The organism is Micrococcus sp. FDAARGOS_333, from assembly GCF_002206575.2.
GTDB lineage: Bacteria > Actinomycetota > Actinomycetes > Actinomycetales > Micrococcaceae > Micrococcus > Micrococcus lylae.
In genome coordinates this window covers 71,028-97,248 of sequence record NZ_NJFJ02000001.1, presented here as the reverse complement: position 1 = coordinate 97,248, position 26,221 = coordinate 71,028, and the positions used below count along the sequence as shown (strand labels likewise).

Below are 26,221 nucleotides of genomic sequence, written 5' to 3'. Positions count from 1 at the left end.
GGTGGCATGTCCGCCCCGCACGAGAATCTGCGCTCCCTCCTGCCCTCCGTCCATGCCGACGCCGCCTTCGCGGACGCCGTGGTGTGGGTCCAGGGGGAGAGGGCTCTGGTCGGCGCCGGAGGGTGGACCGTGCTGCTGAAGGGGAAGGACCGGCTGCGCCGCATCTCCGAGCTGTGGTCCCGCAGTGTGAAAGCCACCCCGCAGACCGGCACCCTGGCGATGCTCCCGGTGCCGGCGGCGGACGCGGACGAGCCGCGGCCGCAGCCGGCCCAGCGGGCCTGGGTCGCCGGAACCTTCACCGACGCCTCGGACGAGCCGGCCGTGCTGCGCATCCCCACGCACTGGACCGAGCAGAGTCCACAGGGCGTGAAGCTGTTCGTGCAGGACGTCTCAGCCACCGCCCTGCGTGCGGCCGTGGCCGTGGACGAGGCCGCTGAGCTCGCCCCGCACGGGCACATGCCGCTGGCGGCCTCGGACCCGGAGCGCGCCTGGGACGACTCCGGCTACGCCGACGGCGTCCGTGCGGTGCTCGAGCGCCTGGGCCGGCCGTCCGAGGGCCCGGAGGCCACCGGCGAGATCCTGCGCAAGGTGGTCATCAGCCGCACCGAGACCGTGCCGGCGGATGACGGTGCGCTCTGGTCCGCGTTGGACCGGCTGCGCGAGGCCTACCCGCAGACCTGGGTGTTCGCCGTCGGCGGTCTGCTGGGTGCCACCCCGGAGATGCTCGCCACCCAGCACGACGGTGCGGTGGAGTCCCTCGTGCTCGCCGGCTCCGTGCCACGCGGGTCCACCGTGCAGGCTGATGAGGCTGCCAAGGCGTACATCGCCGCGGACCATCGCCTGGCGGACGAGCATCACTGGGCCGCGCGCTCCGTGTGGGAGGCGCTGACCCCGGTGCTTCAGATGGACGACTCGACGTTCATGCCGCACGTGCTGACCCTGCCGAACGTGCACCATCTGGCCACCCGCATCTCCGGGCGGCTCAAGGCCGCCGGCGGCACCGTGCTGGACGTGGTCACCCGCATGCACCCGACCGCCGCCGTGGGCGGCACCCCGACCCCCGACGCCGTGCGCGTGATCGCCGAGGTCGAGCCCGTGGACCGCGGCCGCTACGGCGCTCCCGTGGGCTGGGTGGACGGCTCCGGCGACGGCGAGATCGCCCTGGCCCTGCGCTGCGGGCAGGCCGTGCGGGCGGCGGAGGGGCCGGACAGGGGCGCAGGCGACGGCGTGGCGAACGCCGAGGGCGTACCCACCCCCGACGTGGCCGTGGCCGTCCGCCTGCACGCCGGCGGCGGCATCGTGCCGGGCGCGGACCCGGCCGAGGAGGTCACGGAGATCGGCGTGAAGTTCCAGCCGATGCGCCGGGCGCTGGGTGCGGATGTCGGTGCCTGAATCCTTCTCCTCCACGCACGACGACGGCGGGGCACCTTCTGTACGAAAGGTGCCCCGCCGTCGTCGGGAAGCCTGAGCGGTCCTCCGGGATCAGGCGGCCGCCAGCTCCACGTCCTCCTCCATCTCGCGGAGGCGACGCTCGGCGTCGTGCTCGGTGAGGGTCGGCATGAAGTGGTACAGGCGGGCGGTGGCCTTGAACTCGTCGACGACCTCACGGAAGGTCGAACGGACGGTGGCCTCGTCGAGGGTGGCGGCGTGGCGGGCGACCAGGTCGTTCTCGACGCGGGTCATCACGCGGCGCAGCAGGACGGGGTTCGGCTGGGTGGGCAGGGCCTCGCGGTACTCGGTGGTGTTGATGCTCATGTGCGAGCACCTCCTTTGCGTGCCGGACGGGTCCGGCGTCTCGGGGCGGACGTTCGGGGAAGCGGTCCGCCGGGAAATCTTGGGTTCTGGTTCGCTCTCCGTTCGGGAAGGTGAACGGCAGATGAACAACTCCTAAACCAAGGATACGCGAAACGGGGCGAAAAGCAAGTGTGGACAGGGTGATCGGCATGGCGGGGGTCACAGTGAGGGGCAGGCGGGCGGCGGGGAATCGGTGCGATTCCGCGGTTTCTGGCAGGAGGGTCGATGGTGACCTGAGGTGAACACAAGGTGAACGGCGCCGCCCGCGCGCGGTTCACCGGACGTTCACGCGAGCGCGGGTCCGGGCCACCCTCCGGGCGCCGTCGGCGGCGCGGCAACTGTGCCCTGTCACCCCGTTCGTCGTCGCTCGCGAAAGGGGAGGCCCTCCACCGCCGGCCGCACGCCCTGCGACGATGGAGCCATGACCTCGTTGCGTCCCCTCCTGCGTCCAGCACCGTCGCCGCGCACGGCGGCGGAGGTCGCTCGGCAGTCGGTCATGCTCGCCGGGGCCGGGGCGGCGATCCTGCTGCAGGTGGCGGACCATCGGGTCGGGGCGGGAGTGGCCGCGCACTCAAGGTTCACCGAGGACCCGATCGCCCGGCTGCGGCACACCCTGCAGTACATCTGCGTGGCCGTGCTGCCGGAGGCACAGTTCGCGCGCAGGAAGGTGCTAGGACACGTCCACCGCGCGCATGCTCCCGTCCGCGGGCTGGACGCACAGGGCCGGGCGTACTCGGCCTTCGACCCCGACGCCCAGCTCTGGGTCGCCGCCACCCTCCACTGGGCCGGAGAGCAGGTGCGCCACCGTGTCTGGGGCACGCTTCCGGCCGACCAGGCGGAGCGGATGTACCGGGAGTACGCGTCCCTGGCGACCTCGCTCGGCGTTGCGCAAGAGCGCTGGCCGGCCGACCGCACCGCCTTCGACGCCTACTGGGACACGCACATGGCCGGGCTTCAGATCACCCCCGAGGTCCGCGACATCGCCGCCGACCTCTTCTCCGGGCAGGGCCTGTCACCGCCGTTGCGTGCCGCCCTGCCTCTGGCGAGGCTGCTCACCGCCGGGCTGCTTCCGGCCTCCGTCCGCGCCGGGCTCGGGTGGGCGTGGACCGGCCGGGACTCCCGTCGCGAAGCGCGCATCTGGACCGTGGCCGCCCCCGTGTACCGGCGCCTGCCGGAGGCGCTGCAGTCCAGTGTGGCCCGCTGGATCCTGCGCACACTGCGGCGCTGAGCGCGGCACACTGCGGCGCTGAGCGCGCCGGCCGACCTCCCGGCCGATCTGGGAGGATGACACGCATGAGCACCACGGAATGGGTCGTCGTCGGCCTCATGGTCCTCGCGCTGATCGCGACGCCGTTCATCGTGCGGGCCGTCCTGCGCGCGCCCATGGAACGCATCATCGAGCGCAAGGACATGCGCAGCCGTCCGGGCCTGATCGTCGGCAATTCGCCCGCCCACCGTCGGGCCAAGGCCCGCGCCGGACGGCAGACTCGGCGCCGCCGTGACGCCGGCTGACACCTCCCATTTCGTCAGCGAAAACGGCGGTGGGGGCCGGGGCGGTACCTTCGCCCCGTCCTCGCCCGCGCTCGCACGTTCCCGCCGACACCCGCGCTCCGTCGCCCCACCTCGGGTCTACCCTGGTCCCTGTGAACGCGAACATCCCCGACGCCCTGTGGCCGAGCCGTCGCTCCACCGCGTTCACCGTCTACCTGATCGTGTGCGTGGTGCTGATCGCGCTGAACCTGCGCACGGTCTTCTCCTCCTTCGCCGCGGTGTTGTCCGAGTGGACGGCGCTGACCGGCATGGGTCCCGGCGCCGTCGCGCTGATCTCGGCCCTGCCGGTCACGGTCGTCGGGCTCGCGGCCCCGCTCGTCCCCCTGCTCGCCCGACGCTGGGGCACCTGGTCCGCGCTCGCCGTCGGCCTCGTCCTCATTGCGGCGGGCCTGGGCATCCGCTCCCTCCCCGCCGGCGACGCCCTCTGGCCCCTCTGGGTCGGCACCCTTGCCGCGGCCCTGGGCATCTCCGTGGGGAACGTGGTCCTGCCGGTGATCGTGAAGATGGACTTCCCCTCCAGCATCGGGCTGATGAGCGGCATCTACACCATGACCATCTGCGCGTCCGCCGCGCTCGGCGCCGCCTTCACCCAGCCGCTGCTCGGCGCGCTCGGGGACGTCCGCCTCGCCCTCGGCGCCTGGGCCGGTTTCGCGCTCCTGGTCCTGATCGCGATCGCCCCTGCTCTGTGGTCCATGCGCGGCCTGGTCGGCCGCGTCCACCGCCCGGACCCCGCTTCGTCCCGACGACGGCCCCTCAGCTCCGCCGGGCCCCGCACCGTGTCATCGGCCGTCTCCGAGGAAAGCAGCGAGGCACGCCCCGCCGACCACGATGACCAGGGGAGCGGACAGGCGGAGGACGGTGCCGTCGTCGTGCCCCACCCGGAGCGGGAGGCGAGCCCGTTCCGGTCCCGGACCGCCTGGTGGCTGACGCTGATGATGGCCGCGCAGGCGATGAGCTCGTTCGCGGTGTTCGCGTGGATGGCGCCGATCCTGCGGCACCGGGGGATGGAGGCCGGGGCTGCGGGGTCGGTGGTTGCGGCGTCGATCATGCTGCAGGTGGCCGGGTCGCTGGTGGCGCCGATCCTGGCGGCCCGGATGCGGCGGCAGTCCTGGCTGGCCGTGGCCGCGGCGGTGCTGACGGGGGCGGGGTTCGTGCTGGTGATCCTCGGGCCGATGGGCGCGATGGGCGTGTGGGCGGCGATGCTCGGCGTCGGGCAGGGGGCGCTGACCGCGGTGGCGCTGACGATGATCGGGCTGCGCACAGCGACCGCGTCCATGGCGTCCAGGCTGTCCGGGATGATGCAGGGCGTCGGGTACACGCTCGGTTCGTCGGGAACGTTCCTGGTGGGACAGCTGTTCGCCGTGACGGGCTCCTATGTGCCGGCGGCCGTGCTGTTCGCGTGCACCGGGACGCTGGCGGCGGTGTTCGGATACCTGGCCGGGCGGGACAGGACCGTGCACGTGCGGGAGTAGCGGCGGGTCCGGCCCCGGACGTTGTCGCGGGAGACCTCGTCGTTTTCGCTAGCGAAATGGGAAGCGGCCGTGGGCCTCCGCCTCCCCTTTCGCGAGCGAAAGCGCTGGGCCTGCCTCCCCTTTCGCGAGCGAAAGCGCAGCGGGGGTGCAGTTGCCCGTGACCGGCGGCACCTGACCGTGCCCGCCCCGGGATGGGACAATGGCCGAGATGAGTGAAAAGAGCCCCCGCCGCCCGAACCCCCGCACCCGCAGCGCCGCATCCGCCGAGCGCCCCCAGGTGCTGCCCCAGGCCGAGGGCTGGACCCAGGCCGCCGACGCCGAGGGCCGCCCGCTGCTGCAGTTCAAGCAGCCGCGCGTGAAGCAGCCCCCGCAGCACCTCGCCGACATGACCCTGGAGGAGCGTCAGGCCAAGGCCAAGGAGATCGGCCTGCCGGCGTTCCGCGCCAAGCAGCTCTCGGTGCACTACTTCGAGCGCCACACCACGGACCCGGAGCAGATGACCGACCTGCCCAAGGACAAGCGTGCGCAGATCGCCGAGGCGTTCTTCCCTCCGCTGCTCACCGAGGTGCGCCGCCTCAAGACGGACGACGGCGCCACCATCAAGTTCCTCTGGCGCCTGTTCGATGGCGCGCTCGTGGAGTCCGTGCTCATGCGCTACCCGGGCCGCGTCACGCTCTGCGTGTCCTCGCAGTGCGGCTGCGGCATGAACTGCCCGTTCTGCGCCACCGGCCAGAACGGCCTGACCCGGAACATGTCCGCCGCGGAGATCGTGGAGCAGGTGGTCCGCGCCAACCAGGTGATCGCCGCCGGAGACCTGGGTGGCCTGCAGAAGAAGGGACACAACGCCGAGCGCGTCACGAACATCGTGTTCATGGGCATGGGGGAGCCGCTGGCGAACTACAAGCGCCTCATGGCCGCCGTGCACCGCATGGTGGACCCGGCCCCGGAGGGCTTGGGCATGTCCGCCCGTAACATCACCGTCTCCACGGTGGGGCTGGTGCCGGCCATCAGGAAGCTCGCGCAGGAGAAGGTCCCGGTGACCTTCGCGCTGTCCCTGCACGCCCCGGACGACGAGCTGCGCGACGAGCTCATCCCCGTGAACTCCCGCTGGAAGGCGGATGAGGCGATCGACGCGGCCTACGAGTACTTCCAGGCCACCGGCCGCCGCGTGTCCATCGAGTACGCGCTCATCAAGGACATGAACGACCACCCGTGGCGCGCCGACCTGCTGGCGAAGAAGCTCAACGCCCGGGGACGCGGCTGGGTGCACGTGAATCCGATCCCGCTGAACCCGACCCCGGGCTCCATCTGGACGTCCTCCGAGCCGGACGTGATGCGCGAGTTCGTGCAGCGCCTGGAGGACGCCGGCATCCCGTGCACCCTCCGCGATACCCGCGGCAAGGAGATCGACGGCGCCTGTGGCCAGCTCGCCGCCGACGGCGACGACGAGGCCGCGGCCGAGAAGGTCGCCGTGGAGCAGGCCGGCGAGGCAGGGCAGGCTGGCGAGGCAGGGCAGGCCGGCGAGGCAGGGCAGGCCGGCGAGGCAGGGCAGGCCGGCGAGGCAGGGCAGGCCGGCGAGGCAGAGCAGGCCGCGGAGGGCACCTCGGCCTCCTGAGGCGGCCTCCCACCTGCGTTTTGAGGGCACAACACGGCGTTGAGTTGCAATCTCAACCCCGTGTTGTGCCCTCAAAACGCATGTGCCGGGGTCATTGTGGCCGGGCGTGCTCCGGCTCAGCCGCGGAAGGCCGCCTCGCCGGTGAGGGTCTGGCCCACGATCAGCGTGTGGACCTCGTCGGTGCCCTCGTAGGTGCGCACGGACTCGAGGTTGTTGGCGTGGCGCAGCGGGGAGTAGTCGCCGGTGATGCCGTTGCCGCCGAGGATGGTGCGGGCCTCGCGGCAGATCTCGATCGCGGTGCGGCAGTTGTTCAGCTTCGCCAGCGAGATCATGGCCGGGGTGAGGGTGCCGGCGTCCTTCGCACGGCCCAGCTGCAGGGCCAGCAGCTGGCCGGTCTGCAGGCCGGCGGTCATGTCCGTGAGCTTCTTCTGGGTCAGCTGGTAGGCGGAGAGCGGCTTGCCGAACTGGAGGCGCTCGCTCGAGTAGGCGATGGCCTGCTCGATGGAGTCGCGGGCGGCGCCCATGGCACCCCAGGCGATGCCGTAGCGGGCCTCGGACAGGCACATGAAGGGAGCACGCAGGCCGGGGTTCTTCGGCAGGATCGCGTTGAGCGGCAGGCGCATGCCCTCGAACGTCAGGTCGCACTGCAGCGAGGCGCGCATGGACAGCTTCTGGGTGATGGGGGTGGCGGTGAAGCCTTCGGTGTCGGTCGGCACGATGAAACCGCGGACGGTCTCGCCGTCCTTGCCGTCCTTGATCTCCAGGCCCAGGGCTCCGGCGGTGTCCGCGGCGGCGACGTCCTCGTTGGAGACCTTCGCCCAGACCACGCCGAGCTGGGCCACGGAGGCCAGGCCGATCCAGCGCTTGGCGCCGTCGATGACCCACTCGTCGCCCTCGAGGCGGGCGCGGGTGACCATGGAGGCCGGGTCGGAGCCGGCGGTCGGCTCGGTGAGGCCGAAGAAGCCGATGGCCTCGCCCTGGGCCATCTTCGGCAGCCACTCGTTCTTCTGCTCCTCGGATCCGTGCTTGTGGATCGAGGACATGGCGAGCGAGCCCTGCACGGAGACGACGGTGCGCAGACCGGAGTCGCCGGCCTCCATCTCCTGCATGGCGATGCCGTACTCGGTGGCGGTGCGGCCTGCGCAGCCGTAGCCCTCCAGGTGCATGCCGAACAGGCCGAGCTCGGCCATCTCGGGGATGAGCTCGAGGGGGAGGACGGCGTCCTCGAACCACTGGCCGATGTTCGGACGGACACGGCGGTCCACGAACTCGGCGACCCTGTCTCGAACGGCGATCTCCTCGGGGCTGAGGAGGGCCTCGATGTTCATGATGTCGGTGGGGTGCTTGGGCACGGTTCCTCCTGGCAGGGGCGGCGGCTGCTGCCGCACGGGTGGTCTCACAGCCACTCTAGGTGCGCGCATCCGGCGCTGACAGGGAAACAGGCACGACGACGGCTCCCGCACCTCCGCCGGTGGGTGTCGGTGGGGTGCCCGCTCGCCGCTGACGTCACCTCATGTCCCGATCGGGGGTCGGTCAGATCATTCTGGTCTGAATCGCGCCGCCCTCGAGCGTGGCGGCGAAGGCGAGGCGCGGTGCAGTCGCCGGCGCCGAGCGAGGCGGAGGCGGGGCAGACGCCCCGAACCGGCACGGTTCAGCCCCCGGTGCCGGGCGAGGCGGAGGCGGGGGAGCCGTCGTCGTGCTCCTGGAAGACCTCCACGGACGCCTGGACGACGGAGCGCAGGGCGGCGGAGTCGTGGTCCCGGCGCCAGATCATGCGCATGTCCATGGGGTTCGCCGGGCCGGAGAGGCGGACGAACCGGACGCCGGACTCGTGGTGGGCGTTGTCCCGGACGGTCTCCATGCTGAAGCCGACGCCGTTGCCGGCGGCCACGAGCACGAGCATGGTCCAGGAGTCCGGGGCCGTCTCGGTCACGCGCGGGATCACGCCGGCCGAGAGGGACAGCGAGGTGAAGCGGTGGTGCAGGGCCGCGCTGACACCGGTGGGCAGGACGATCCAGTCCTCGTCCGCGAGCTCGGCGAACGCGACCTCGTCCCGGTGGGCGAGGCGGTGGTCCGCGGGCAGGGCGATGAGGACCTCTTCCCGGCGCAGCAGCACCGAGTCCAGCTCCGGCGGCAGGTGGTCCCAGCGGCCGATCGCCAGGTCCAGGCGGCCGTCCATCACACGGGAGAAGCCCTGGTGGGAGAACTGCGCCGAGTGCAGCTCGAGGGCCAGGCCCGGGTGGTCGGCCTTGACCCGGCGGGCCAGACGGCCGACGTGCCGGTGGTTCGAGGTGCTGGCGAAGCCCAGGCGGATGCGGCCGGTGCGTCCGGCCGCCACGTCCGCCATGACGCGGTCCACGTCTGCGGCGGCGTCGGCGAGGCGCTGCGCGGCCGGCAGGAGGGCGCGGCCGGCGGGGGTGAGGGAGACGGTGCGGGTGGTGCGGTCGAACAGGGCGGTGCCGTAGGCGCGCTCCAGGTTGCGGATGGTGCGGGACAGCGGCGGCTGTGCGATGTGCAGGCGCTCGGCCGCACGTCCGAAGTGCAGCTCCTCGGCCACGGCCAGGAACGCGTGGGCCTCGCGGACGTCCATGGGATGCTCCTCCTGCCGGGCGGGGCGCCGGGGCGCCCAGACTGGGCGCGGCACCGCGCCGATCCATGCGCCGAGGGTAACAATCGGTGCGGATCGGCTATTGGACGTGAGACCGCGGCGGTGGTCTGCTGGAGCGAAGGACGCGGTGTGCCCGGCAGTGTGCCCGGCCCGCCGTCGAGGGACTTCCAGGAGGCGAGGCATGCAGAAGGCGACCGGACAGGACGGCGGCGAGGCGGCCGTCGTCGGGACGGACGGCACGGGGCCGGCGGACGCGAGCGGACTTACCGGGGACGGCACGGGGCCGCTGGCGGGGATCGTGGTGGCGGACCTGTCCCGGGTGCTTGCCGGACCGTACTGCACCATGCTGCTCGCGGACCTGGGCGCGACCGTCATCAAGGTGGAGTCGCCTGGCGGGGACGACACCCGCACCTGGCGTCCCCCCGTGCACGGGGACATGTCCACGTACTTCATGTCCGCGAACCGCAACAAGCACTCCATCGCCCTGGACATGAAGGACCCGGAGCAGCTGGAGCTGGTGCACCGGATCGTGGGCGAGGCCGATGTGCTGGTGGAGAACTTCAAGCCCGGCGGCCTGGCCAAGTACGGGCTGGACGCGGACTCCGTGGCCGAGCGCTGGCCGCACCTGGTGCACGCCTCCATCACCGGCTTCGGCACGGCCGCAGGCGCGCACCTGCCCGGCTACGACATGCTCGTCCAGGGCGTCTCCGGGTTCATGTCCCTCACCGGCGAGGCGGACGGCCCGCCGCAGAAGGGCGGTGTGGCGATGATGGACGTGATGACCGGACTGCACTGCGCCGTGGCGATCCTGGCCGCGCTGCGCGAGCGCGAGGGCTCCGGCAGGGGCCAGCACGTGGAGCTCAACCTGTTCATGACCGCCCTGTCCGGCCTGGTCAACCAGACCTCCGCCTACGTGGCCGGCGGTGCCGTGCCGCGGCGCATGGGCAACGACCACCCCAGCCTGTTCCCCTACGGCCCCTTCGCCTGCCGGGACACGGACCTGATCATCTCGGTCGGCAATGACCGCCAGTTCGCCCGCCTGGCCGAGGTGCTGGGGATGCCGGAGCTGGCGCAGGACGAGAAGTTCGCGACCATGTCCGCCCGCAACGAGAACCGCGACGAGCTGCGGGCACTGATGGTGGGGCGCCTCGGCGAGCGGGACGCGCAGCAGTGGCAGGACGAGCTCGTGGAGGTCGGGGTGCCGTGCGCGCCCATCCTCGGCGTGGACGAGGGCATCGCGTACGCCGAGAAGCTGGGGCTGGACCCGGTGGCGGACGCCGGCGGCACACCCACCGTGCGCCATCCGGTGGACTACTCCCGCACCCCGGCGCGGCTCGTGAAGGCCCCGCCGCACCTGGACGAGGACCGCGAGGCCGTCCTCGCCTGGCTCGAGGGCAGGGGTGCGGACCGCGAGGGCTGAGGGCCCGGGCTGATAATCGACGGTTCGTCACAGGACCGCGGAGAATCTCTGCGATCTGGTGACGAACCGTCGATTATCCGGTGACGCGCTGCTCGCTCGCCCCGCCCAGCCTCGCCAGGCGGTCCACGGCGTACGCGTATCCCTGCACGCCGGTGCCGCACAGCACGGCCACGGCCACGCCGGAGATGTAGGAGTGGTGGCGGAACTCCTCACGGGCGTGGATGTTCGTCAGGTGCACCTCCACCACGGGCAGCTCGACCGCGCTGAGGGCGTCGCGGATCGCCACCGAGGTGTGGCTGTAGGCGCCCGGGTTCAGCACGATTCCCGCGTGCTTGCCGCGCGCCTCGTGGATCCAGTCGATGAGCTGCCCCTCGTGGTTGGACTGCCGGCACTCGACCGTCCACCCGAACCGCGCGGCCGTCTCGGCGGCCAGCGCCTCCACGTCGGCGAGCGTCTGCGTGCCGTACTTCTCCGGCTCGCGCGTGCCGAGCAGGTTGAGGTTCGGGCCGTTCAGGATCAGCAGGGAGGTGGGGCTCATGCCGTCAGCTTAGTAGCGGTCGCCTGAGTGCGGTCGCCTGAGTGCGGTCGCCGCCGGGGACCCGCCCGCGTCCCGACGACGGCACCCGCCTGCGTCCCGACGACGGCACCCGCCCGGGGTGCGAGACGCACCCGGCGTTCGCGCCCCCGAGTCTCGCCTCATGCCGCGGCCAGCGCCTCGTGCACCGCGCGTACGGCGGGGTTCCTCCACGCCTCGGGGCGGGCGAGCAGCCAGTAGTCCATGGGGTGGGCGAAGTCGTCGGCCAGCACGGGGACGAGCCTCTCGTCGCCCTCGGCGAGGTAGTCCGGCAGCAGCCCGATCCCGGCACCGGCGGCGGTCGCGGTCACGTGGGCGGTCACGGAGGTCGCGGACACGGACGTCTCCATCGCCGGCAGCGCCTCTCTCGCCAGGTCCAGCGACCCCGTCGCCAGGTCTGACTCCACGTAGTAGACGAGCCGGTGCCGGCTCAGGTCCTCGAGATGCGTGGGCGTCCCGGACCGCTCCAGATACGCGGGTGCTGCGAACAGCTTCAACGCGTAGTCGCGGACGTGCACGGCCGGGGCGCGTGAGGCTCGCGGCCGCCCGATGGTGACCTCGAGGTCCAGCTCCGCCTGTGGCAGGCGGGAGCGCATGGGTGCGGTCCGCAGCTCCAGCCGCAGCTCCGGGTGCTCGGAGACCAGTCGTCCGAGCGCCGGCGCGGCGAAGTGCACGCCGAATCCTTCGGGCACCCCGACCCGGACCACGCCGCGCAGCCGGTCCGCGTCTCCGTCGTCGCAGAGCGCGTCCAGGGCGGACTCGAGCCGCTCGGCCACGTCGAGCGCCCGCCGACCCAGCGGCGTCACCTCCAGCCCGGCGGCGCCGCGCAGCAGCACCCGTCCGCCCAGCGCCCTCTCCAGTGCCTGCACGCGACGTCCCACAGTGGTTCGGTTCACGCCGAGCTGTTCGGCCGCGGCCTCCACGCGGCCCAGCCGGGTCACGGTCAGCAGGGTGACCAGGTCCTGCATGTGGGCGGCGGCGTCGACTCTGTCCATCTTGCGAGTGTGCACAGATGCACATCAGGGGTGCAATCTCGCGACACCCTGATGCATTGAAACCACTGCTTGCACGTCCTACTGTGAGTCAGGACTTGTGATGCAGCGCACCTTGCCGCGGCTGACCTGCGGCGCAGAGGAGGAGACATGACCCACTACGCATGGATCGGCCTGGGGAACATGGGCGCCCCGATGGCCGGAAACCTCGTCAAGGCCGGGCACACCGTGACCGGCTTCGACCTGTCCGAGAAGGCCGTGCAGACCGCCGTGGAGCACGGGGTCACCGCCGCCTCGAGCATCGAGGAGGCCGTCAGAGAGGCGGACGTCGTCATCACGATGCTCCCCAAGGGCGAGCACGTCCGCGAGGTCTGCACCCAGGACGCCGGCGTCTTCGCCTCGGCCAGGCAGGGCACCCTCCTGATGGACTCCTCCACCGTGGACATCGAGACCTCGCAGTGGTGCCACGACGAGGCCCCGAAACACGGCCTGCGCTTCGTCGACTCCCCGGTCTCCGGCGGCATCTCCGGCGCCGCGGCCGGCACCCTCGCCTTCATGATCGGCGGCAGTCAGGAGGACGTGGCCGAGGCGATGAAGCACGTGGAGCCGATGGCCGGCAACGTCTTCAACGCCGGCGGCCCCACCGCGGGCATCGCCGCGAAGATCGCGAACAACATGATGCTGTTCATCGCGCAGATGGCCTGCTCGGAGGGCTCACAGCTGGCCAAGCACCTCGGCCTGGACCCGAAGACCTTCTGGGAGATCGCCTCCGCCTCCTCCGGCCGCTCCTGGCCGCAGCAGACCTGGTACCCGGTGGCCGGGATCATCGACTCCTCCGCCGCGAACAACGACTTCGAGGCCACCTTCCGCGCGGACCTCGCCCACAAGGACGTCTCCCTGGCGCTCGCCGCCGGCGAGAAGGCCGGCCTCCACCTCGAGGCCGCCGCCCTGGCCCGCGAGCAGCTCAGCCGTCTGCAGGACGAGGGCCTCGGGGACAAGGACTGCTCCCTGGTGGTCAAGTACGTCACCCCGGGCAGGACACAGGAGGAGATCTGACCGGGGCCGCCGCCCCCGCCCGGCCCCTGCCCGGCACGCTTCCCGACGACGGTCCCGCGCCTTCCGCACGGAGGTGACCGGCCGTCGTCGGGGGAGTCCATCCCCACATCCACCGCACCTGAGAAGAGGGCGTCCATGATCATCGGACTTCTCGGCATCATCCTCTCGCTGGTCCTGCTCATCACGCTGGCATATCGAGGGACGTCGATCATCATCGCCGCGCCGCTGTGCGCGCTGCTGGCCATGCTGTTCTCCGGGGTGCCGCTGCTGGCGACGTACACCGAGATCTTCATGCCGGCGCTGGCGAACTTCATCAAGAACTACTTCCCGATCTTCCTGACCGGAGCGATCTTCGGCCGCCTCATGGCGATCACCGGCTACGCGGAGGCGATCGCCCAGACGATCACCAAGTGGCTCGGCCCCAAGCAGGCGATCCTCGCCACGATCATCACCGGCGCGATCCTCACCTACGGCGGCATCTCGGTGTTCGTGGCCGTGTTCGTGATGTTCCCGCTGGCCAAGGAGCTGTTCCGTGCCGCGGACCTGCCGCGCCGCCTCATCCCCGCCGCGATCGCCGTGGGCATCCTGACCTTCACGATGACCGCGATCCCGGGCGCACCCCAGATCCAGAACATCATCCCGGGCCAGTTCTTCGGCACCTCCACGTTCGCCGCGCCGGCCATCGGCATCGCCGGCGGCATCATGATGTTCGTCCTCGGCTGGCTCTGGGTGCAGTTCCGCGCCAAGCGCCTCGTGGCCGCGGGCGAGGGCTTCGGCGACGCGACGGACCTGGAGCGCAAGGCCGCCGCCCGCGAGGCCGAGGGCCGTGCGGACGCCGGCGGGGGAGCCGGAGCCATGCCGATCTCCTCCGAGGCCTCCGAACGCCTGCTCCCGGCCCCGCCGAACCACGTCCTCCCGTTCCTGCCGATCCTCGCCGTGTTCGTGGTGAACGTGGCCTCCACCATGTGGATCTTCCCGGCCATGGACTGGGGCTTCCTCTCCGAGGAGAAGTACGGCGGCATCAGCCTGGACGACCGCATCGCCGTGTGGGCCGTGCTCTGCGCGCTGCTCGCGGCGATCCTCGTGATCCTGGTGATGAACGTCCGCCACCTCAAGGAGATCTGGGACGGCTTCCTCTTCGGCGCCCAGCGCTCGCTGCTGCCGATCTTCTCCACCGCCTCCGAGGTCGGCTACGGTGCCGTGGTCGCCGCGATGGCCGCGTTCGCGATCATCCGCGAGGGCATCCTGAATCCGGGCATGAACGCCCTGGCGGCCTCGGCGATCTCCACCTCGGTCATCGCCGGCATCACCGGCTCCGCCTCCGGCGGCATGACCATCGCCCTGAACGCGGTGGGCGAGGACCTGACGACGATGGCCGTGGACCAGGGCATCGCGCTCGAGGCGATGCACCGTGTGACCGCGATGGCCTCCGGCGGCCTGGACTCGATGCCCCACAACGGTGCGGTCATCACCCTGCTCATGGTCTGCGGGATGACCCACCGCGAGTCCTACAAGGACGTCGGCATGGTCACGATCGTGGCGCCGGTGATCGTCACCGCCGTGGTGATCGGTGCGGTCACCTTCCTCGGCATCGCCTGATCCCCAGCCGCTACTGTGGCCGGCATGGAGAACACCGTGCCGGCCACAGCCCTGCCAGCCCTCGGGTTGGGGACCTACAAGCTCACCGGACCCGAGGGGCAGGCCGCGATCGAACGCGCCCTGGCACTGGGATACCGGCACCTGGACACCGCCCAGGCCTACGGCAACGAGGCCGTGGTGGGGGCCGCCCTGCGTGCTGCCGGAGTGCCGCGGGAGGCGGTGCAGGTGACCACCAAGCTCACGGCGGACGCCTTCGGGCCGGCGGACCGGGTCCGGGCCTCGCTGGAGGGCTCGCTCGAGCGGCTCGGCCTGGACCGTGTGGATCTTGTGCTCATCCACTGGCCGAATCCCTGGCGCACCGCGCAGGAGGGCACCTTCCGCCAGACCGCCGCAGCGCTCGCTGACCTGGCCGGGCAGGACGGTCCCGCCCGCGCGTGGGGCGTGTCCAACTTCCTGTCCGAGCACCTCGAGACCCTGGCGGCCGACGGCCTGCAGGCGGCGGTGAACCAGATCCAGGTGGACGCCCTGGTGCAACAGCGGTCCGTCCAGGAGGCGACGCGCGCCCACGGCGCCGCCGTGGTGGCCCACACGCCGCTGGGCCGCGGCGGGGAGCCGTTCGAGGTGCCGGCCGTGACGGCAGCCGCCGCGGCGCACGGGGCCACCCCCGCGCAGGTGCTGCTGGCCTGGCACCGGCAGTCCGGGCGCGTGGCCATCCCGCGCTCCGGCTCCGCCGCGCACCTGGCCGAGAACCTCGCCTCCCTGGAGCTCGAGCTCACCGCAGACGAGCTGGCGGCCGTGGACGCCGCGGACTCCGGGCGGCCGGCCCGCCAGGACCCGCTCGAGTTCGGGATCTGAAGAGTCTCACCGCGCTCCGGTGCGGCGCATCGCGGAGGAGGGCGGAGCCCGGAGGTGAGTGGCCGTCGTCGGGACGCCGTCTGCCAGGTGGAGCGGACGGAATATGCCGGACGCTCACGGCCGGCGTCGGGGCCCTCGTCCGTCGGGCATGGAATAGACCGGGTGGGGCATCCTGTTGCCGCCTGACAGAACGCGCCGGACCGTGACCGCGTCCGCGGCGGACGCCGGCGAGAACCCGTCCGAAAGGATCCCTCCCATGGCCACCACCGACCTGACCCTTGAGTCCTTCCAGCAGACCATCACCGAGAACGACACCGTCCTCGTGGACTTCTGGGCCGAGTGGTGCGGCCCGTGCAAGCAGTTCGGCCCGGTCTTCGAGGCCGCCTCCGAGGAGCACGACGACGTCGCCTTCGTGAAGGTGGACACCGAGGACCAGCAGCAGCTGGCGGCGATGGCCGGCATCACCTCCATCCCGACCCTCATGGCGTTCCGCGGCGGCGTGCTCGTCTTCTCCCAGCCCGGCGCCCTGCCGGCCCCGGCCCTCGAGGACCTGGTGAAGCAGGTCAAGGCCCTGGACGTGGACGAGGTGCGTCGCATGGCCGAGGAGCAGGCCGCGCAGAACGACGCCGCCGGCCAGGGCGGCCAGGACCAGGGCGGCCGGCCGCAGGCCTGAGGCGAGCCGGGCGCCGGAGGCGGGCGGCCGTCGTCGTGACGGTGCCGTCCCGTCTGCGCCCCGGGCTCAGCGGCCCTCGAAGGCCCCCTGCCGCCACTGCTGCACCAGCCACGGGCTGAATGCGGCGGGCACGGCGGCCAGGGCGGCGGTGAGGTCCGCGACCTGAACCCACTCCCATTCGGCGACCTCGTCCCACACCGGGGCGGGGTCGCCGTCTGTCTGCGCCCGGAAGACCGGGCAGATCTCGTTCTCCTCCACGCCGGCGGCGTCCGCGGCGCGGTAGCGGAAGTCCGGCAGCACCGGCTCCACGGAGTGCACGGGCACGCCCAGCTCCTGGACGGAGCGCCGCTCCACGGCCTCGGCCGGGGACTCGCCCACGCCGGGGTGGCCGCAGAAGCCGTTGGTCCAGATGCCGGGGAACGCCTTCTTCCCCAGGGCGCGGCGGGTCAGCAGGAACCGGCCGTCCGGGCCGTAGACGTGGCAGGAGAACGCCAGGTGCAGCGGAGTGCCCTCGTCCCGGTGCCGGTGCACGGTGGCCTTCGGCTCGGTGCCGACGCGGGTCCCGTCCTCGTCGAGCAGCACCACGACCTCCACGCCGTCCTGGGCGCCGTGCTGTGCGCCGTGCTGACCGCCGTCCTGGGGTCCGTCCGGCGCGGACGGGGTCTGCGGGGTCGGGTGCTCGGGGTGTGCGGCGGGGGAGCTCATGCGGCCCATTCTGTCAGCCCGCCACAGGGACTGACCCGGGGTCCGGCGCGCCCGGGCTCGTGGATGGACTCGCCGGCGCGGCGGTGGATAGGCCGACGGACAGGGAGGTTCGGAGATCGGGCCATCGCAGGCGACAAGGACGATCGTGCCGCCCTGACGGACCCGTGTGCGGGGCCGCCATGACGAGGAGGGCAGAGCATGCGGTCCACGCGAGGGCTCAGGGACGAGCTGGTCGCGCACCTTGCCGAGCAGCCCTTCGGGCCTGACGCGCCGGAGTCGGCGCTGCGCCTCTGGGAGCGTCTCAGGGACCTCGCCGCGGACGGGAAGCTCGTCCGTCCTGCACTGGTGGACCTCGGCTACAGGACCGTCAGGCCGGGTGCCGGAGGGCCGCCGGAGGTCGTCCGCCTGGGCATCGCCTTTGAGCTCCTGCATGCGGCCCTGCTCGTCCATGACGACGTCATCGACCGGGACCGCCTGCGCCGCGGCCGTCCGACCGTGGCGGAGCAGTTCCGCCGGGACGCCGTGCAGGCCGGTGCGCCCGAGCAGGAGGCCGCGCACCTCGGCGTGTCCGCCGGCGTGATCGGCGGGGACGTCCTGCTGACCCAGGCCCTGCGCCTGGCGGCCTCCTGCAGCGCGGACCCGGCGGTGAACGCGGTCGTGGCGCCCGTGGTGTTCGACGCCGCCACCCAGGCGGCCGCCGGGGAGCTCGAGGACGTCCTGTTCTCCCTCCACCGCTACGGCGAGGACCACCCGGATGCCGAACGGATCCTGGCGATGGAGTGACGCAAGACCGCCGGCTACTCCTTCGAGGCGCCGCTGCGCTCCGGGGCGCTGCTGGCCGGGGCGTCTGCGGAGCACGCCGGCGCCCTCGCCGCCGCCGGGTCGAAGCTGGGCGTGGCCTACCAGGTGATCGACCACGTGCTCGGCACCTTCGGAGACCCCCGAGAGACCGGCAAGCCGGCAGACACGGACCTGCGCGAGGGCAAGGCGACCGTGCTGACCTGCCATGCCCGCTCCGACGCCGGCGCACGGGACGCCCTCGCCCGGGTGGCGGCCGCCGAGGCCCACGGCCTCGACGCACTCGCCTCGGCCGTGGCCGAGGCCCGGACCGCCGTGCGCGCAAGCGGCGCCGTCGAGTACGCCACCGGCCTGGCGGCCGAGCTCGTCGCAGAGGCACGGCACCTGATCGGCTCGCTCGGCCTCGGGCCGAGGGAGCAGGAGGACTTCGCCGCCGCCTGCCACCACATCCTCCACCGGAAGACCTGACCATGGGCAACGCAGAACACAGCGCCGACCGGCGGGCACCCCGCGGACCTGACCCGGACGGGGACCTGCGGCGGTACACGGCCACCGCGCTGCGCTCCGCCGGCGAGGTCATCGTCGGCTACTCCACCTCGTTCGCCTGGGCGTGCCGGACGCTGCCGGTGCGGCAGCGCCGGGACGTCGGGGCGGTCTACGCGATGGTCCGGGTCGCGGACGAGGTGGTGGACGGCACGGCCGCGGCCGCCGGTGCGACGACCGGGCAGGCCACTGCGCTGCTGGACGACTACGAGCGTCGGTGCGAGGAGGCGATGGACACCGGCTTCTCCACGGACCTGGCGCTGCACGCGTTCGCGGACCTGGCGCTGCACGCGTTCGCGGACGTGGCGCGCCGGCACGGCATCACACGGGAGCTGACGGCCCCGTTCTTCCGGTCCATGCGCGCAGACCTCCGGCAGGACCGTCACGGGGAGGAGTCCCTGGCGGCCTACATCCACGGATCGGCAGAGGTGGTGGGCCTGATGTGCCTGCGGATCTTCTGCTCGCTGCCGGGGACGAGTGCGCACACGGAGGCGGACCGGGAGATGCTCCGGGCCTGTGCGGTCCGGCTGGGCGCGGCCTTCCAGAAGGTGAACTTCCTGCGAGACCTCGGCGCTGACCAGCAGGGCCTGGGCCGGGTCTACCTCACGGGGACGGGGCCGCGGGAGCTGACCGAGGAGCGCAAGCAGGAGCTGGTGGCGGAGATCGCCGAGGACCTGCACGCCGCGCGGCCGGGGATAGACCGGCTGGACCGACGGGTCGGGCGGGCGGTGCTGGCCGCCCACGGGATCTTCGCCGAGCTGAACCGGCGCATCGGCGCGACCCCGGCCGCCGAGCTGCGCGGCCGGCGGGTGCGGGTGCCGGGGCCGGTGAAGGCGGCGATCCTGGCCCGGTCCGTCGGGTCCTCCGGACGGAGGGGGCGCCCGTGAGCGCGGCACGCACCGTGGTGGTGGTCGGCGGCGGGTTCGCCGGGCTGGCGACGGCCGGCCTGCTCGCTCGCGACGGCCACGACGTGACCCTGGTGGAGAAGAACGAGGTCCTGGGCGGCCGGTCCGGCCGATGGTCCGCCGAGGGGTTCACCTTCGACACGGGTCCGTCCTGGTACCTGATGCCCGAGGTGATCGACCGCTGGTTCCGGCTCATGGGCACCAGCGCCGCCGAGCAGCTGGACCTGCGCCGCCTGGACCCGGCCTACCGGGTGTTCGCGGAGGGACACCTCGCCGACGGTCCCGTGGACGTGCGCAGCGGCACCGGAGCCGCCTGCGACCTCTTCGAGTCCATCGAGCCCGGCGCAGGGGCACGGCTGCGGTCCTACCTCGCCTCCGCCTACCGGGTCTACGGCCTGGCGAAGCGCCGGTTCCTGTACACGGACTTCGACCGGCCCTGGGAGCTGGCGCACCGGGAGGTCCTCGCGGCGCTGCCGGCGCTCGGCCGGCAGCTGGCCGGCGGCCTGTGGTCGCACGTCGCCCGGCGGTTCGAGGATGTCCGGCTGCGCCAGGTGCTGGCCTATCCGGCGGTGTTCCTGGGCACCTCCCCGCGACGGGCTCCGGCGATGTACCACCTGATGAGCCACCTCGACCTCGTGGACGGGGTGCAGCACCCCCGCGGCGGGTTCGCCGCGCTGGTGGACGCGATGGAGGCCTTCTGCCGCGCGGAGGGGGTCCGGATCCTGACGGACACGGAGGCGACGGCCGTGGAGGTGGAGGGCCACGACGACGGCCGCCTCCCGGGCCTGTCCTCCCGCCTCCGCCGTCGGTCCGGCTCCGGGCCGCGGGTCACCGGCGTGCGGGTCCTGCAGGCGGCGCACGACGTGCCCGAGGGTCGAGGGGAGCTGCGTCTTCCCGCGGACGTGGTGGTCGGCGCCGCGGACCTGCACCACCTGCAGACACGGCTGCTGCCGGAGGGGCTGCGTGCCCCGGAGTCCCGATGGGACAGCCGCGACCCCGGGTTCTCGGGTGTGCTGGTGTGCCTGGGCGTGCGGGGGCGGCTGCCGCAGCTGCTGCACCATTCGCTGCTGTTCACCGCGGACTGGGACGAGAACTTCGCGCGGATCGAGCAGGGACGGGAGCTGCCGGACCCGACGTCCCTCTACGTCTCGCGCACCACGGCCACGGATCCGGACATGGCGCCGCCGGGGGACGAGTCCCTGTTCCTCCTCGTCCCGGCACCGGCCCAGGTCGGCTGGGGGCGCGGCGGGGTGCGCACCCCGGACCGGGACGAGCCCGGCGATCCACGGGTGGAGGAGGTCGCGGACCGGGCCGTCGCGCAGCTTGCCGAGTGGGCCGGGGTCCCGGACCTGTCCGAGCGGGTGGTGGTCAGGCGCACGATCGGGCCGGCCGACCTCGTGGAGCAGGTACACGCCTGGCGGGGATCCCTGCTGGGTCCCGGGCACGTCCTGGGCCAGTCCGCCCTCTTCCGGCCCGCCGTGCGGGACCGCAGGGTCCGCGGGCTGCTCTATGCGGGTTCCTCGGTGCGGCCGGGGATCGGCGTGCCGATGTGCCTGATCTCCGCGGAGATCGTCCGTGAGGCCGTCTCCGGCGTCCGGGCCGGGGCGGGCGAGGGGGCGCGGCCATGATCGGAACGCTGCTGCGGGTGTCCCGCCCGGTGAGCTGGGTGAACACCGCCTATCCGTTCGCGGCCGCGGCGGTCCTGACCGGGGGCCTGCCGGTCTGGGTCACGGTGGTGGGGACGCTCTTCTTCCTGGTGCCCTACAACCTGGCCATGTACGGCATCAACGACGTCTTCGACTACGAGTCGGACCTGCGGAACCCGCGCAAGGGCGGCGTGGAGGGTGCCGTGGTGGACCGTGCGGAGCACCGCCGGGTCCTGCTGGCGGCCTGTCTGCTGCCCCTGCCGTTCGTGGGGGTGCTCGTCGGCTGGGCGCTGCTGCAGGGCGACGTGGCCTCGGTCCTCGTCCTGGCCGTCAGCCTCTTCGCGGTGGTCGCCTACTCGTGGGCGGGACTGCGCTTCAAGGAGCGGCCCTTCCTGGACGCGGCGACCTCGGCGACCCATTTCGTGTCTCCGGCGGTGTACGGGCTGGTGCTGGCGGGCGCCTCGTTCACGCCGGCGCTGGTGTCGCTGCTGGCCGGCTTCTTCCTCTGGGGCATGGCGTCGCAGATCTTCGGGGCGGTGCAGGACGTGCTGCCGGACCGGGAGGGCGGACTGGCCTCGGTGGCCACGGTCCTGGGCGCCCGCCGGGCCGTGGCGGCGTCCGTGGTCCTGTACACCGGGGCCGGGCTGCTCATGCTGGCCACCGAGGGGCCGGGACGCTGGGCCGCCCTGCTGGCCGTCCCGTACATCGTCAACGCCGGACGGCACCTCGGCGTCACGGACGCGTCCTCCGGACGTGCCCACGGCGGCTGGCGCGTGTTCCTCTGGCTGAACTACGCCACCGGCTTCCTGGTCACGATGCTGCTGATCGCCTGGGCCTGGCAGCGGGGAGGACTCGGATGACCTACCTGCTGGTGCTGGTCGGGCTGATCGGGTGCATGCTGCTGGTGGACCACCGCTGGCGGCTGTTCCTGTTCCACCGCCCCCTGCCCGCGCTCCTGGTGCTCGCCGCGGGCGTGGCCTACTTCCTGTGGTGGGACGTGTGGGCGATCGCGGAGGGCATCTTCCTGCACCGCGACTCGGACCTGATGACCGGGGTGATGCTGGCGGACCAGCTGCCGCTGGAGGAGGCCTTCTTCCTGCTGTTCCTGAGCCTGAACACGATGGTCCTGTTCACGGCCGCCGTGCGGCTGGCGGAGTCACGGGACCGGCGCCGCGGGACCGCCGACTCCTCCCGTGCGGGCCTGTCCGCGCGGGCCGGGGGGACGACGCGGGAGGGGGAGGAGTCATGACGTTCTGGGAGCTGAACCTCGTGTTCCTGGGCCTGGCCGCCGCGGTCCTCGGGCTCGCCGCCCTCGCCGGCCGCCTGCGGGTGCGCCATGCCGGCGCCGTGCTCGCGACGACGGGGGTGCTGTGGGTCCTCACGGCCGTCTTCGACAACCTGATGATCGCCTCCGGCCTCTTCGACTACGGGCACGAGCGTCTGGGCGGGGTGTACATCGGCCTGGCCCCGCTGGAGGACTTCGCCTACCCGCTGGGGGCGGCGCTGCTGCTGCCGGGCCTGTGGCTGCTGCTGACCGGCTCGCGCCGGGGCCGGGAGGACTGACGTGTTCCCGCTGATCCCCGCGGACCTGCTGCGGCTGGTGGGCCTGGCCCTGGTGCCGTTGGGCGGTGCGGTCGCCGGGTGGCCCTCCGCCGCCGTCATGTTCCTGGTGTTCGGCACCCAGTGGCTCCTCCGGTGGCTGGTGGGAGGCCGGGTCCTGGACTGGACGGGCCAGACCGTCCTGCTCGCAGCGGGGTGGTGCTCCGTGACCGGCCTGCACCACCGGGTGGAACACCTGGACCTGCTCATGCACGCGGCCACCAGCGCGGTGATCGCGGGGCTGGCGGCGGTGGCGGTGCGGGCCTGGCTCCGCCGCCGCGGGTCCTCGGCCGGCGCGGCGGTGCGGCTGCTCGGCCCGACGCTGTGCTGGGCGGCACTGGTGTCCGCGGTGGGCACCCTGGGGGTGCTCTGGGAGGTCGCGGAGTGGATCGGCCATCGGTGGATCACGGCGGAGATCGGCGTCGGATACGAGGACACGGTCACGGACCTCGCCGCGAACCTGATCGGCGCCGCGGCGGCGAGCGGGTGGGTGCTGCGAACGGTGGAGGCGCGCACTGCGGGGGTGCCGGCCGCGGAGACGCGCACTGCGGAGGCGCCGGCCGCGGAGGCGGGGGACGCGGCCGCGGACGCTGGGGAGGCCCGGTGAGCGGGGCACAGGCGGACAGGCCCCGCCGGCCCACCGTCTCGGTGGTGGTCCCGGTCCGGGACGATGCCGCCCACCTGCGGGCCTGCCTGGCCCTGCTGGGCGTGCAGTCCCGCCGTGTGGACGAGGTCGTGGTGGTGGACAACGGCAGCCGGGACCACTCGGCCGACGTGGCGCGTGCGGCCGGCGCCCGGGTGGTGGTGCAGCCGGTGCCCGGCATCCCGGCCGCCGCCTCGGCCGGCTATGACGCCGCGCGGGGCGACCTGATCCTGCGGTGCGACGCGGACAGCCGCCCGGCACCCGACTGGGTGGAGCGGATCTGTGCGGTGCTGGAGTCCGCCCCGGAGGTCGCCGGGGTGACGGGGCCGCCCCGCTTCGTGGACCGGGTGGGCGTCCAGGGCAGGGTGCGGGAGGTCCTCCACACCCTGGGGTATCGGTGGTGCGCCGGTGCCGCGGCGGCGTCCGTCCCCCTCTGGGGTTCCAACTTCGGACTGCGTGCCGCGGCCTGGAGGGACGTGCGGGAGCAGGTCGAGCGGGTGGACCCCCTGGTCCATGACGACCTGGACCTGTCCTTCTGCCTCGCGCTGAGCGGGCGGCATCCCGTGGTGCACGTGCCGACGCTGCGGATGGGGGCCTCGGGGCGGGGGTTCACCTCGGCCGCAGCGCGCCGCCGGCAGCTGCGGATGGCCGTGGCCACCCTCCGCAGGAACTGGGCCGTCCTCTCCCCGGGGCAGAGGTGGGTGCGGCGGCTGGGTCGGCGGGCAGGATGACCCGCACGCCCCGCTGGTGGTGACCCATCTCACCTCGGCATTGGGCAGGCGTCACATCCGGCGTACAGTGGCCATTCGCCCCCGGGTCGGGATTCCCGGGCCGCGCGCCGCCGGAGGGGATCCGGCCGAGCCGCGCTGTGCGAACGCGAAAGCCGCAGATACACGACGAAGAGACGAAGAGAAGAGAGCACACATGAACCGCATCGCCCGTTCCTCCCGCGTCGCCGCCCTCGGCGCCGCCGCCCTGCTCGCCCTGACCGCCTGCGCCGGCGAGTCCCAGGACGCCGAGCAGGACACCGCCGACCAGTCGGCCACCGAGCAGGCCACCGCCGAGCAGAACGAGTCCACCGCCACCGAGGGCGAGCAGTCCGAGGGCGAGGACACCGAGGCCCCGGAGGCCGAGGAGGTCTCCTTCTCCGCCGGCGACTGCCTGACCAACGAGCCGGGCGCCCGCGACGTGGGCACCTTCGAGAAGGTCGACTGCGAGGACGAGCACAACGCCGAGTACCTCTGGGCCGTGCCGGAGAAGGGCGAGGACGACACCACGGACACCGAGTCCGTGTGCCGTGCCGCCGGTGCCGAGGCCGGTGAGCAGACCGACGTGACCGTCTCCGCCACCGAGCTGCGCAACTCCGCCGACGGCTCCCAGCACTGCCTCGTGTACGCGCTCGCCGACGGCTGGGAGGGTCAGATCGTGGACCCGTCCACCACCCTCGAGGACGCCCAGGCCGAGGCCGGCGCCTGAGCCGACCCGCACTGACACACACGAAGGGCCCGGCCGCTCCGCTGACGGAGAGGCCGGGCCCTTCGGCTGTCCGGACCCGGCCCGCGCCGGAGGCGCGGGGTCAGTCTGAGGGGAGCGGCCGTCGTCGTGCCTCCGCCACGATGTTCTCCGCCATGGACGGGAACACGAGGGCGTGGAAGGGCAGGATGGCCGTCCAGTAGGCGCGGCCGAGCAGCCCGGAGGGCATGAACACGGCGCGCTGGCGGTAGATGCACCCGTCCGCGGTGCGCTCCACGCCCAGCTGCAGCCAGGCCCGGCCGCCGGCACGCATCTCGGCGCGCAGGGTGAGCAGGCGGCCGCGGTCGAGGGACTCGACGCGCCACCAGTCGACGTGGTCGCCCAGGCGCAGGTGCTCGGGGTCCCGGCGGCCGCGGGCCAGGCCCGGGCCGCCGATCAGCTTGTCCATCCAGCCGCGCATCCGCCACAGGAACGGGGTCGAGTACCAGCCGTTCGGGCCGCCGATGGACTCGATCACCGGCCAGAGCCGCTCGGGGGAGAGCTCGGTCTCCTTCTCCCGCTCGTCCGTGTAGACGGTGGACCCGGCCCAGTCCGGGTCCGCGGGCAGGGGAGCGGCCGGGTCCCGGCCGACGCTCTGGTCCGCGTCCCAGGTGACCTCGAGCGGACCCTCCTGCTGCCGCTCCAGCGCACGGCGGACCGCCTCCCGGTAGGAGGTCAGGCCCCCGGCGGGGACCGGGACGATCTCGGCCACGGCGTGGTCGTCCGTGACGGCGTCCTCGGCGAGGGAGGCGGCCAGCGGCAGGGCCACGCCGATCGGGATGGGGGTGACCAGGCCGATCCAGAGGCCGGACAGGTGCATCGCGGGCAGCGGGAGGGCGATCACGCGGCGGCGGCCGAGCCCGGCGACCTCCGCGTAGTCCGTGAGCATGGAGGCGAAGCTCTGCGGGGTGCCGCAGCCGATCTGCCCGCGGGCCTGCACCGGGGCCTCGAGGTCGCACGCGTGGACGAGGTAGTGCAGCACGTCCCGGATCGCGATCGGCTCCACCCGGTTCCCCAGCCAGGAGGGGCCGGGCATGACGGGCAGCCGCTCGGTGAGGTGGCGGATCATCTCGAAGCTGGTCGAGCCGGAGCCGATCACGATGCCGGCCTCGAACGTCAGGGTGGGGACGGAGGACTCCTCGAGGCGGCGGGCCACGAGCTCGCGGGAGCGCATGTGGTCCGAGAGCTCCTCCACGGGCCGGTCCGGGTGCAGACCGGAGAGGTAGACCAGCTGGGCCACGCCGGCGGCCTCCGCGGCGGTGGCCACGGTGTCCGCGACGGCCTGCTCGCGCTCCACGAAGTCACCGCCGCCGCCCATCGAGTGGACGAGGTAGAGCACCGTGTGGACGCCCTCCATGGCGGCGCGGACGTCCTCCGGCTCGGAGAGGTCGCAGCGGACGATCTCCACGTCCGGGCCCCAGGGCCGCTCGGCGAGGGCGTCGGTGTGGCGGGCGGCGGCGCGCACGGTGAACCCGGCGGCGAGCAGCTCGGGCACCAGCCGTCCTCCCACGTAGCCGGAGGCGCCGGTGACGAGCACGCGCCGGCCGCGGCCGGCGGGCAGGTCCAGCTGGAGGGGCGAGGCGGAGGTCATGCGCCCACGCTAGGGCCTCCCCGGTGCGGTGGGGCAGGGGTGGGACGCGTCCACACCGCTGTGACCGTGC

25 protein-coding genes and 1 pseudogene are annotated in these 26,221 nt (G+C 72.9%); 19 read left to right on the top strand and 7 right to left on the bottom strand.

The window, feature by feature from the left end; all coding sequences use genetic code 11:
* The first annotated feature begins 6 nt into the window (after nt 1-6).
* Nucleotides 7-1,392 (top strand): isochorismate synthase MenF, encoded by a 1,386-nt coding sequence (locus CEQ11_RS00485; RefSeq protein ID WP_193762952.1) that lies wholly within the window; start codon nt 7-9, stop codon nt 1,390-1,392.
* Between the two features lie 90 nt (nt 1,393-1,482).
* Here CEQ11_RS00485 and CEQ11_RS12830 read toward each other — a convergent pair whose 3' ends face one another.
* On the bottom strand, nt 1,483-1,755 hold the full coding sequence (locus CEQ11_RS12830; protein ID WP_088477372.1) for a three-helix bundle dimerization domain-containing protein: 273 nt from the start codon (nt 1,753-1,755) through the stop codon (nt 1,483-1,485).
* Between the two features lie 460 nt (nt 1,756-2,215).
* Here CEQ11_RS12830 and CEQ11_RS00475 point away from each other — a divergent pair, with 460 nt between their 5' ends.
* The 4 genes from CEQ11_RS00475 to rlmN all read left to right on the top strand — a co-directional run bounded on the left by CEQ11_RS00475 (nt 2,216) and on the right by rlmN (nt 6,432).
* Nucleotides 2,216-3,022: an oxygenase MpaB family protein gene (locus tag CEQ11_RS00475; protein ID WP_227718650.1), complete on the top strand. Its 807-nt coding sequence runs from the start codon at nt 2,216-2,218 to the stop codon at nt 3,020-3,022.
* A 65-nt stretch (nt 3,023-3,087) separates the two neighbouring features.
* Nucleotides 3,088-3,306: a hypothetical protein gene (locus CEQ11_RS00470; protein ID WP_088477370.1), complete on the top strand. Its 219-nt coding sequence runs from the start codon at nt 3,088-3,090 to the stop codon at nt 3,304-3,306.
* 131 nt (nt 3,307-3,437) lie between these two features.
* Complete coding sequence (locus CEQ11_RS00465; protein ID WP_088477369.1) at nt 3,438-4,817, top strand: MFS transporter; 1,380 nt, start codon at nt 3,438-3,440, stop codon at nt 4,815-4,817.
* Nucleotides 4,818-5,025: 208 nt separating this feature from the next.
* Nucleotides 5,026-6,432 carry a 23S rRNA (adenine(2503)-C(2))-methyltransferase RlmN gene (gene rlmN, locus CEQ11_RS00460; RefSeq protein ID WP_088478813.1) on the top strand — a complete coding sequence of 469 codons (1,407 nt, stop codon included), beginning with the start codon at nt 5,026-5,028 and terminating at the stop codon, nt 6,430-6,432.
* Nucleotides 6,433-6,548: 116 nt separating this feature from the next.
* Here rlmN and CEQ11_RS00455 read toward each other — a convergent pair whose 3' ends face one another.
* Nucleotides 6,549-7,760: an acyl-CoA dehydrogenase family protein gene (locus CEQ11_RS00455; RefSeq protein WP_227718881.1), complete on the bottom strand. Its 1,212-nt coding sequence runs from the start codon at nt 7,758-7,760 to the stop codon at nt 6,549-6,551.
* A gap of 323 nt (nt 7,761-8,083) precedes the next feature.
* Entirely contained in the window at nt 8,084-9,022 is a 939-nt protein-coding gene (locus tag CEQ11_RS00450) for a LysR family transcriptional regulator (RefSeq protein ID WP_088477367.1), read from the bottom strand.
* 199 nt (nt 9,023-9,221) lie between these two features.
* Here CEQ11_RS00450 and CEQ11_RS00445 point away from each other — a divergent pair, with 199 nt between their 5' ends.
* The gene (locus CEQ11_RS00445) at nt 9,222-10,460 is read left to right on the top strand and encodes a CaiB/BaiF CoA-transferase family protein (RefSeq protein WP_088477366.1); all 1,239 of its coding nucleotides are present in this window, start codon (nt 9,222-9,224) and stop codon (nt 10,458-10,460) included.
* Nucleotides 10,461-10,533: 73 nt separating this feature from the next.
* Here the strand turns inward: CEQ11_RS00445 and aroQ are convergent, their stop codons facing one another.
* Both aroQ and CEQ11_RS00435 read right to left on the bottom strand, forming a co-directional pair.
* On the bottom strand, nt 10,534-10,998 hold the full coding sequence (aroQ, locus tag CEQ11_RS00440; protein ID WP_088477365.1) for a type II 3-dehydroquinate dehydratase: 465 nt from the start codon (nt 10,996-10,998) through the stop codon (nt 10,534-10,536).
* A gap of 158 nt (nt 10,999-11,156) precedes the next feature.
* Nucleotides 11,157-12,029 (bottom strand): LysR family transcriptional regulator, encoded by an 873-nt coding sequence (locus CEQ11_RS00435; protein WP_227718649.1) that lies wholly within the window; start codon nt 12,027-12,029, stop codon nt 11,157-11,159.
* Between the two features lie 147 nt (nt 12,030-12,176).
* Here CEQ11_RS00435 and mmsB point away from each other — a divergent pair, with 147 nt between their 5' ends.
* The 4 genes from mmsB to trxA all read left to right on the top strand — a co-directional run bounded on the left by mmsB (nt 12,177) and on the right by trxA (nt 16,209).
* On the top strand, nt 12,177-13,082 hold the full coding sequence (mmsB, locus tag CEQ11_RS00430; protein WP_088477363.1) for a 3-hydroxyisobutyrate dehydrogenase: 906 nt from the start codon (nt 12,177-12,179) through the stop codon (nt 13,080-13,082).
* A 135-nt stretch (nt 13,083-13,217) separates the two neighbouring features.
* Nucleotides 13,218-14,681 (top strand): GntP family permease, encoded by a 1,464-nt coding sequence (locus CEQ11_RS00425; protein ID WP_088477362.1) that lies wholly within the window; start codon nt 13,218-13,220, stop codon nt 14,679-14,681.
* A 24-nt stretch (nt 14,682-14,705) separates the two neighbouring features.
* On the top strand, nt 14,706-15,536 hold the full coding sequence (locus CEQ11_RS00420; RefSeq protein ID WP_088478812.1) for an aldo/keto reductase: 831 nt from the start codon (nt 14,706-14,708) through the stop codon (nt 15,534-15,536).
* A gap of 256 nt (nt 15,537-15,792) precedes the next feature.
* Complete coding sequence (gene trxA, locus CEQ11_RS00415) at nt 15,793-16,209, top strand: thioredoxin (RefSeq protein WP_088477361.1); 417 nt, start codon at nt 15,793-15,795, stop codon at nt 16,207-16,209.
* Nucleotides 16,210-16,275: 66 nt separating this feature from the next.
* Here trxA and idi read toward each other — a convergent pair whose 3' ends face one another.
* Nucleotides 16,276-16,914, bottom strand: a complete 639-nt coding sequence (gene idi / locus CEQ11_RS00410) for an isopentenyl-diphosphate Delta-isomerase (protein ID WP_088478811.1) — start codon at nt 16,912-16,914, stop codon at nt 16,276-16,278.
* Between the two features lie 198 nt (nt 16,915-17,112).
* On the opposite strand from idi, the pseudogene CEQ11_RS12995 reads away from it, so the two are divergent.
* The 9 genes and pseudogenes from CEQ11_RS12995 (at nt 17,113) to CEQ11_RS00360 (ending at nt 24,524) form a co-directional block, all read left to right on the top strand.
* Nucleotides 17,113-18,180 (top strand): annotated as a pseudogene (locus tag CEQ11_RS12995) (polyprenyl synthetase family protein).
* 2 nt (nt 18,181-18,182) lie between these two features.
* Nucleotides 18,183-19,142 (top strand): squalene/phytoene synthase family protein, encoded by a 960-nt coding sequence (locus CEQ11_RS00395; RefSeq protein ID WP_088477358.1) that lies wholly within the window; start codon nt 18,183-18,185, stop codon nt 19,140-19,142.
* Nucleotides 19,139-20,788, top strand: a complete 1,650-nt coding sequence (gene crtI / locus CEQ11_RS00390; protein WP_088477357.1) for a phytoene desaturase family protein — start codon at nt 19,139-19,141, stop codon at nt 20,786-20,788. Before CEQ11_RS00395 ends, crtI begins: the two co-directional genes overlap by 4 nt.
* Nucleotides 20,785-21,666, top strand: a complete 882-nt coding sequence (locus tag CEQ11_RS00385; protein WP_088477356.1) for a prenyltransferase — start codon at nt 20,785-20,787, stop codon at nt 21,664-21,666. Before crtI ends, CEQ11_RS00385 begins: the two co-directional genes overlap by 4 nt.
* Nucleotides 21,663-22,055 (top strand): lycopene cyclase domain-containing protein, encoded by a 393-nt coding sequence (locus CEQ11_RS00380; RefSeq protein ID WP_102957464.1) that lies wholly within the window; start codon nt 21,663-21,665, stop codon nt 22,053-22,055. The genes CEQ11_RS00385 and CEQ11_RS00380 overlap by 4 nt, the downstream gene beginning before the upstream one ends.
* The gene (locus tag CEQ11_RS00375) at nt 22,052-22,369 is read left to right on the top strand and encodes a lycopene cyclase domain-containing protein (RefSeq protein WP_088477355.1); all 318 of its coding nucleotides are present in this window, start codon (nt 22,052-22,054) and stop codon (nt 22,367-22,369) included. Before CEQ11_RS00380 ends, CEQ11_RS00375 begins: the two co-directional genes overlap by 4 nt.
* A 1-nt stretch (nt 22,370) precedes the next feature.
* On the top strand, nt 22,371-23,012 hold the full coding sequence (locus CEQ11_RS00370; RefSeq protein WP_227718647.1) for a hypothetical protein: 642 nt from the start codon (nt 22,371-22,373) through the stop codon (nt 23,010-23,012).
* Entirely contained in the window at nt 23,009-23,779 is a 771-nt protein-coding gene (locus tag CEQ11_RS00365) for a glycosyltransferase family 2 protein (RefSeq protein ID WP_088477354.1), read from the top strand. The genes CEQ11_RS00370 and CEQ11_RS00365 overlap by 4 nt, the downstream gene beginning before the upstream one ends.
* Nucleotides 23,780-23,972: 193 nt before the next feature.
* Complete coding sequence (locus tag CEQ11_RS00360; protein ID WP_088477353.1) at nt 23,973-24,524, top strand: hypothetical protein; 552 nt, start codon at nt 23,973-23,975, stop codon at nt 24,522-24,524.
* Between the two features lie 100 nt (nt 24,525-24,624).
* Here the strand turns inward: CEQ11_RS00360 and CEQ11_RS00355 are convergent, their stop codons facing one another.
* Nucleotides 24,625-26,151, bottom strand: coding sequence for an SDR family oxidoreductase (locus tag CEQ11_RS00355; protein ID WP_088477352.1), 1,527 nt, complete (start codon nt 26,149-26,151; stop codon nt 24,625-24,627).
* Nucleotides 26,152-26,221 lie beyond the last annotated feature (70 nt).

What these genes read in the sequence shown, in the direction of transcription:
- CEQ11_RS00435 (WP_227718649.1), bottom strand. Translation starts at nt 12,029, where the DNA reads ATGGACAGAGTCGACGCCGCCGCCCACATGCAGGACCTGGTCACCCTG.
- CEQ11_RS00420 (WP_088478812.1), top strand. Translation starts at nt 14,706, where the DNA reads ATGGAGAACACCGTGCCGGCCACAGCCCTGCCAGCCCTCGGGTTGGGG.
- CEQ11_RS00425 (WP_088477362.1), top strand. Translation starts at nt 13,218, where the DNA reads ATGATCATCGGACTTCTCGGCATCATCCTCTCGCTGGTCCTGCTCATC.
- CEQ11_RS00385 (WP_088477356.1), top strand. Translation starts at nt 20,785, where the DNA reads ATGATCGGAACGCTGCTGCGGGTGTCCCGCCCGGTGAGCTGGGTGAAC.
- CEQ11_RS00355 (WP_088477352.1), bottom strand. Translation starts at nt 26,151, where the DNA reads ATGACCTCCGCCTCGCCCCTCCAGCTGGACCTGCCCGCCGGCCGCGGC.
- rlmN (WP_088478813.1), top strand. Translation starts at nt 5,026, where the DNA reads ATGAGTGAAAAGAGCCCCCGCCGCCCGAACCCCCGCACCCGCAGCGCC.
- idi (WP_088478811.1), bottom strand. Translation starts at nt 16,914, where the DNA reads ATGAGCTCCCCCGCCGCACACCCCGAGCACCCGACCCCGCAGACCCCG.
- CEQ11_RS00470 (WP_088477370.1), top strand. Translation starts at nt 3,088, where the DNA reads ATGAGCACCACGGAATGGGTCGTCGTCGGCCTCATGGTCCTCGCGCTG.
- CEQ11_RS00475 (WP_227718650.1), top strand. Translation starts at nt 2,216, where the DNA reads ATGACCTCGTTGCGTCCCCTCCTGCGTCCAGCACCGTCGCCGCGCACG.
- CEQ11_RS00445 (WP_088477366.1), top strand. Translation starts at nt 9,222, where the DNA reads ATGCAGAAGGCGACCGGACAGGACGGCGGCGAGGCGGCCGTCGTCGGG.
- trxA (WP_088477361.1), top strand. Translation starts at nt 15,793, where the DNA reads ATGGCCACCACCGACCTGACCCTTGAGTCCTTCCAGCAGACCATCACC.
- mmsB (WP_088477363.1), top strand. Translation starts at nt 12,177, where the DNA reads ATGACCCACTACGCATGGATCGGCCTGGGGAACATGGGCGCCCCGATG.
- CEQ11_RS00455 (WP_227718881.1), bottom strand. Translation starts at nt 7,760, where the DNA reads ATGAACATCGAGGCCCTCCTCAGCCCCGAGGAGATCGCCGTTCGAGAC.
- CEQ11_RS12830 (WP_088477372.1), bottom strand. Translation starts at nt 1,755, where the DNA reads ATGAGCATCAACACCACCGAGTACCGCGAGGCCCTGCCCACCCAGCCG.
- CEQ11_RS00395 (WP_088477358.1), top strand. Translation starts at nt 18,183, where the DNA reads ATGGGCAACGCAGAACACAGCGCCGACCGGCGGGCACCCCGCGGACCT.
- aroQ (WP_088477365.1), bottom strand. Translation starts at nt 10,998, where the DNA reads ATGAGCCCCACCTCCCTGCTGATCCTGAACGGCCCGAACCTCAACCTG.
- CEQ11_RS00375 (WP_088477355.1), top strand. Translation starts at nt 22,052, where the DNA reads ATGACGTTCTGGGAGCTGAACCTCGTGTTCCTGGGCCTGGCCGCCGCG.
- CEQ11_RS00485 (WP_193762952.1), top strand. Translation starts at nt 7, where the DNA reads ATGTCCGCCCCGCACGAGAATCTGCGCTCCCTCCTGCCCTCCGTCCAT.
- CEQ11_RS00380 (WP_102957464.1), top strand. Translation starts at nt 21,663, where the DNA reads ATGACCTACCTGCTGGTGCTGGTCGGGCTGATCGGGTGCATGCTGCTG.
- CEQ11_RS00450 (WP_088477367.1), bottom strand. Translation starts at nt 9,022, where the DNA reads ATGGACGTCCGCGAGGCCCACGCGTTCCTGGCCGTGGCCGAGGAGCTG.
- CEQ11_RS00360 (WP_088477353.1), top strand. Translation starts at nt 23,973, where the DNA reads ATGAACCGCATCGCCCGTTCCTCCCGCGTCGCCGCCCTCGGCGCCGCC.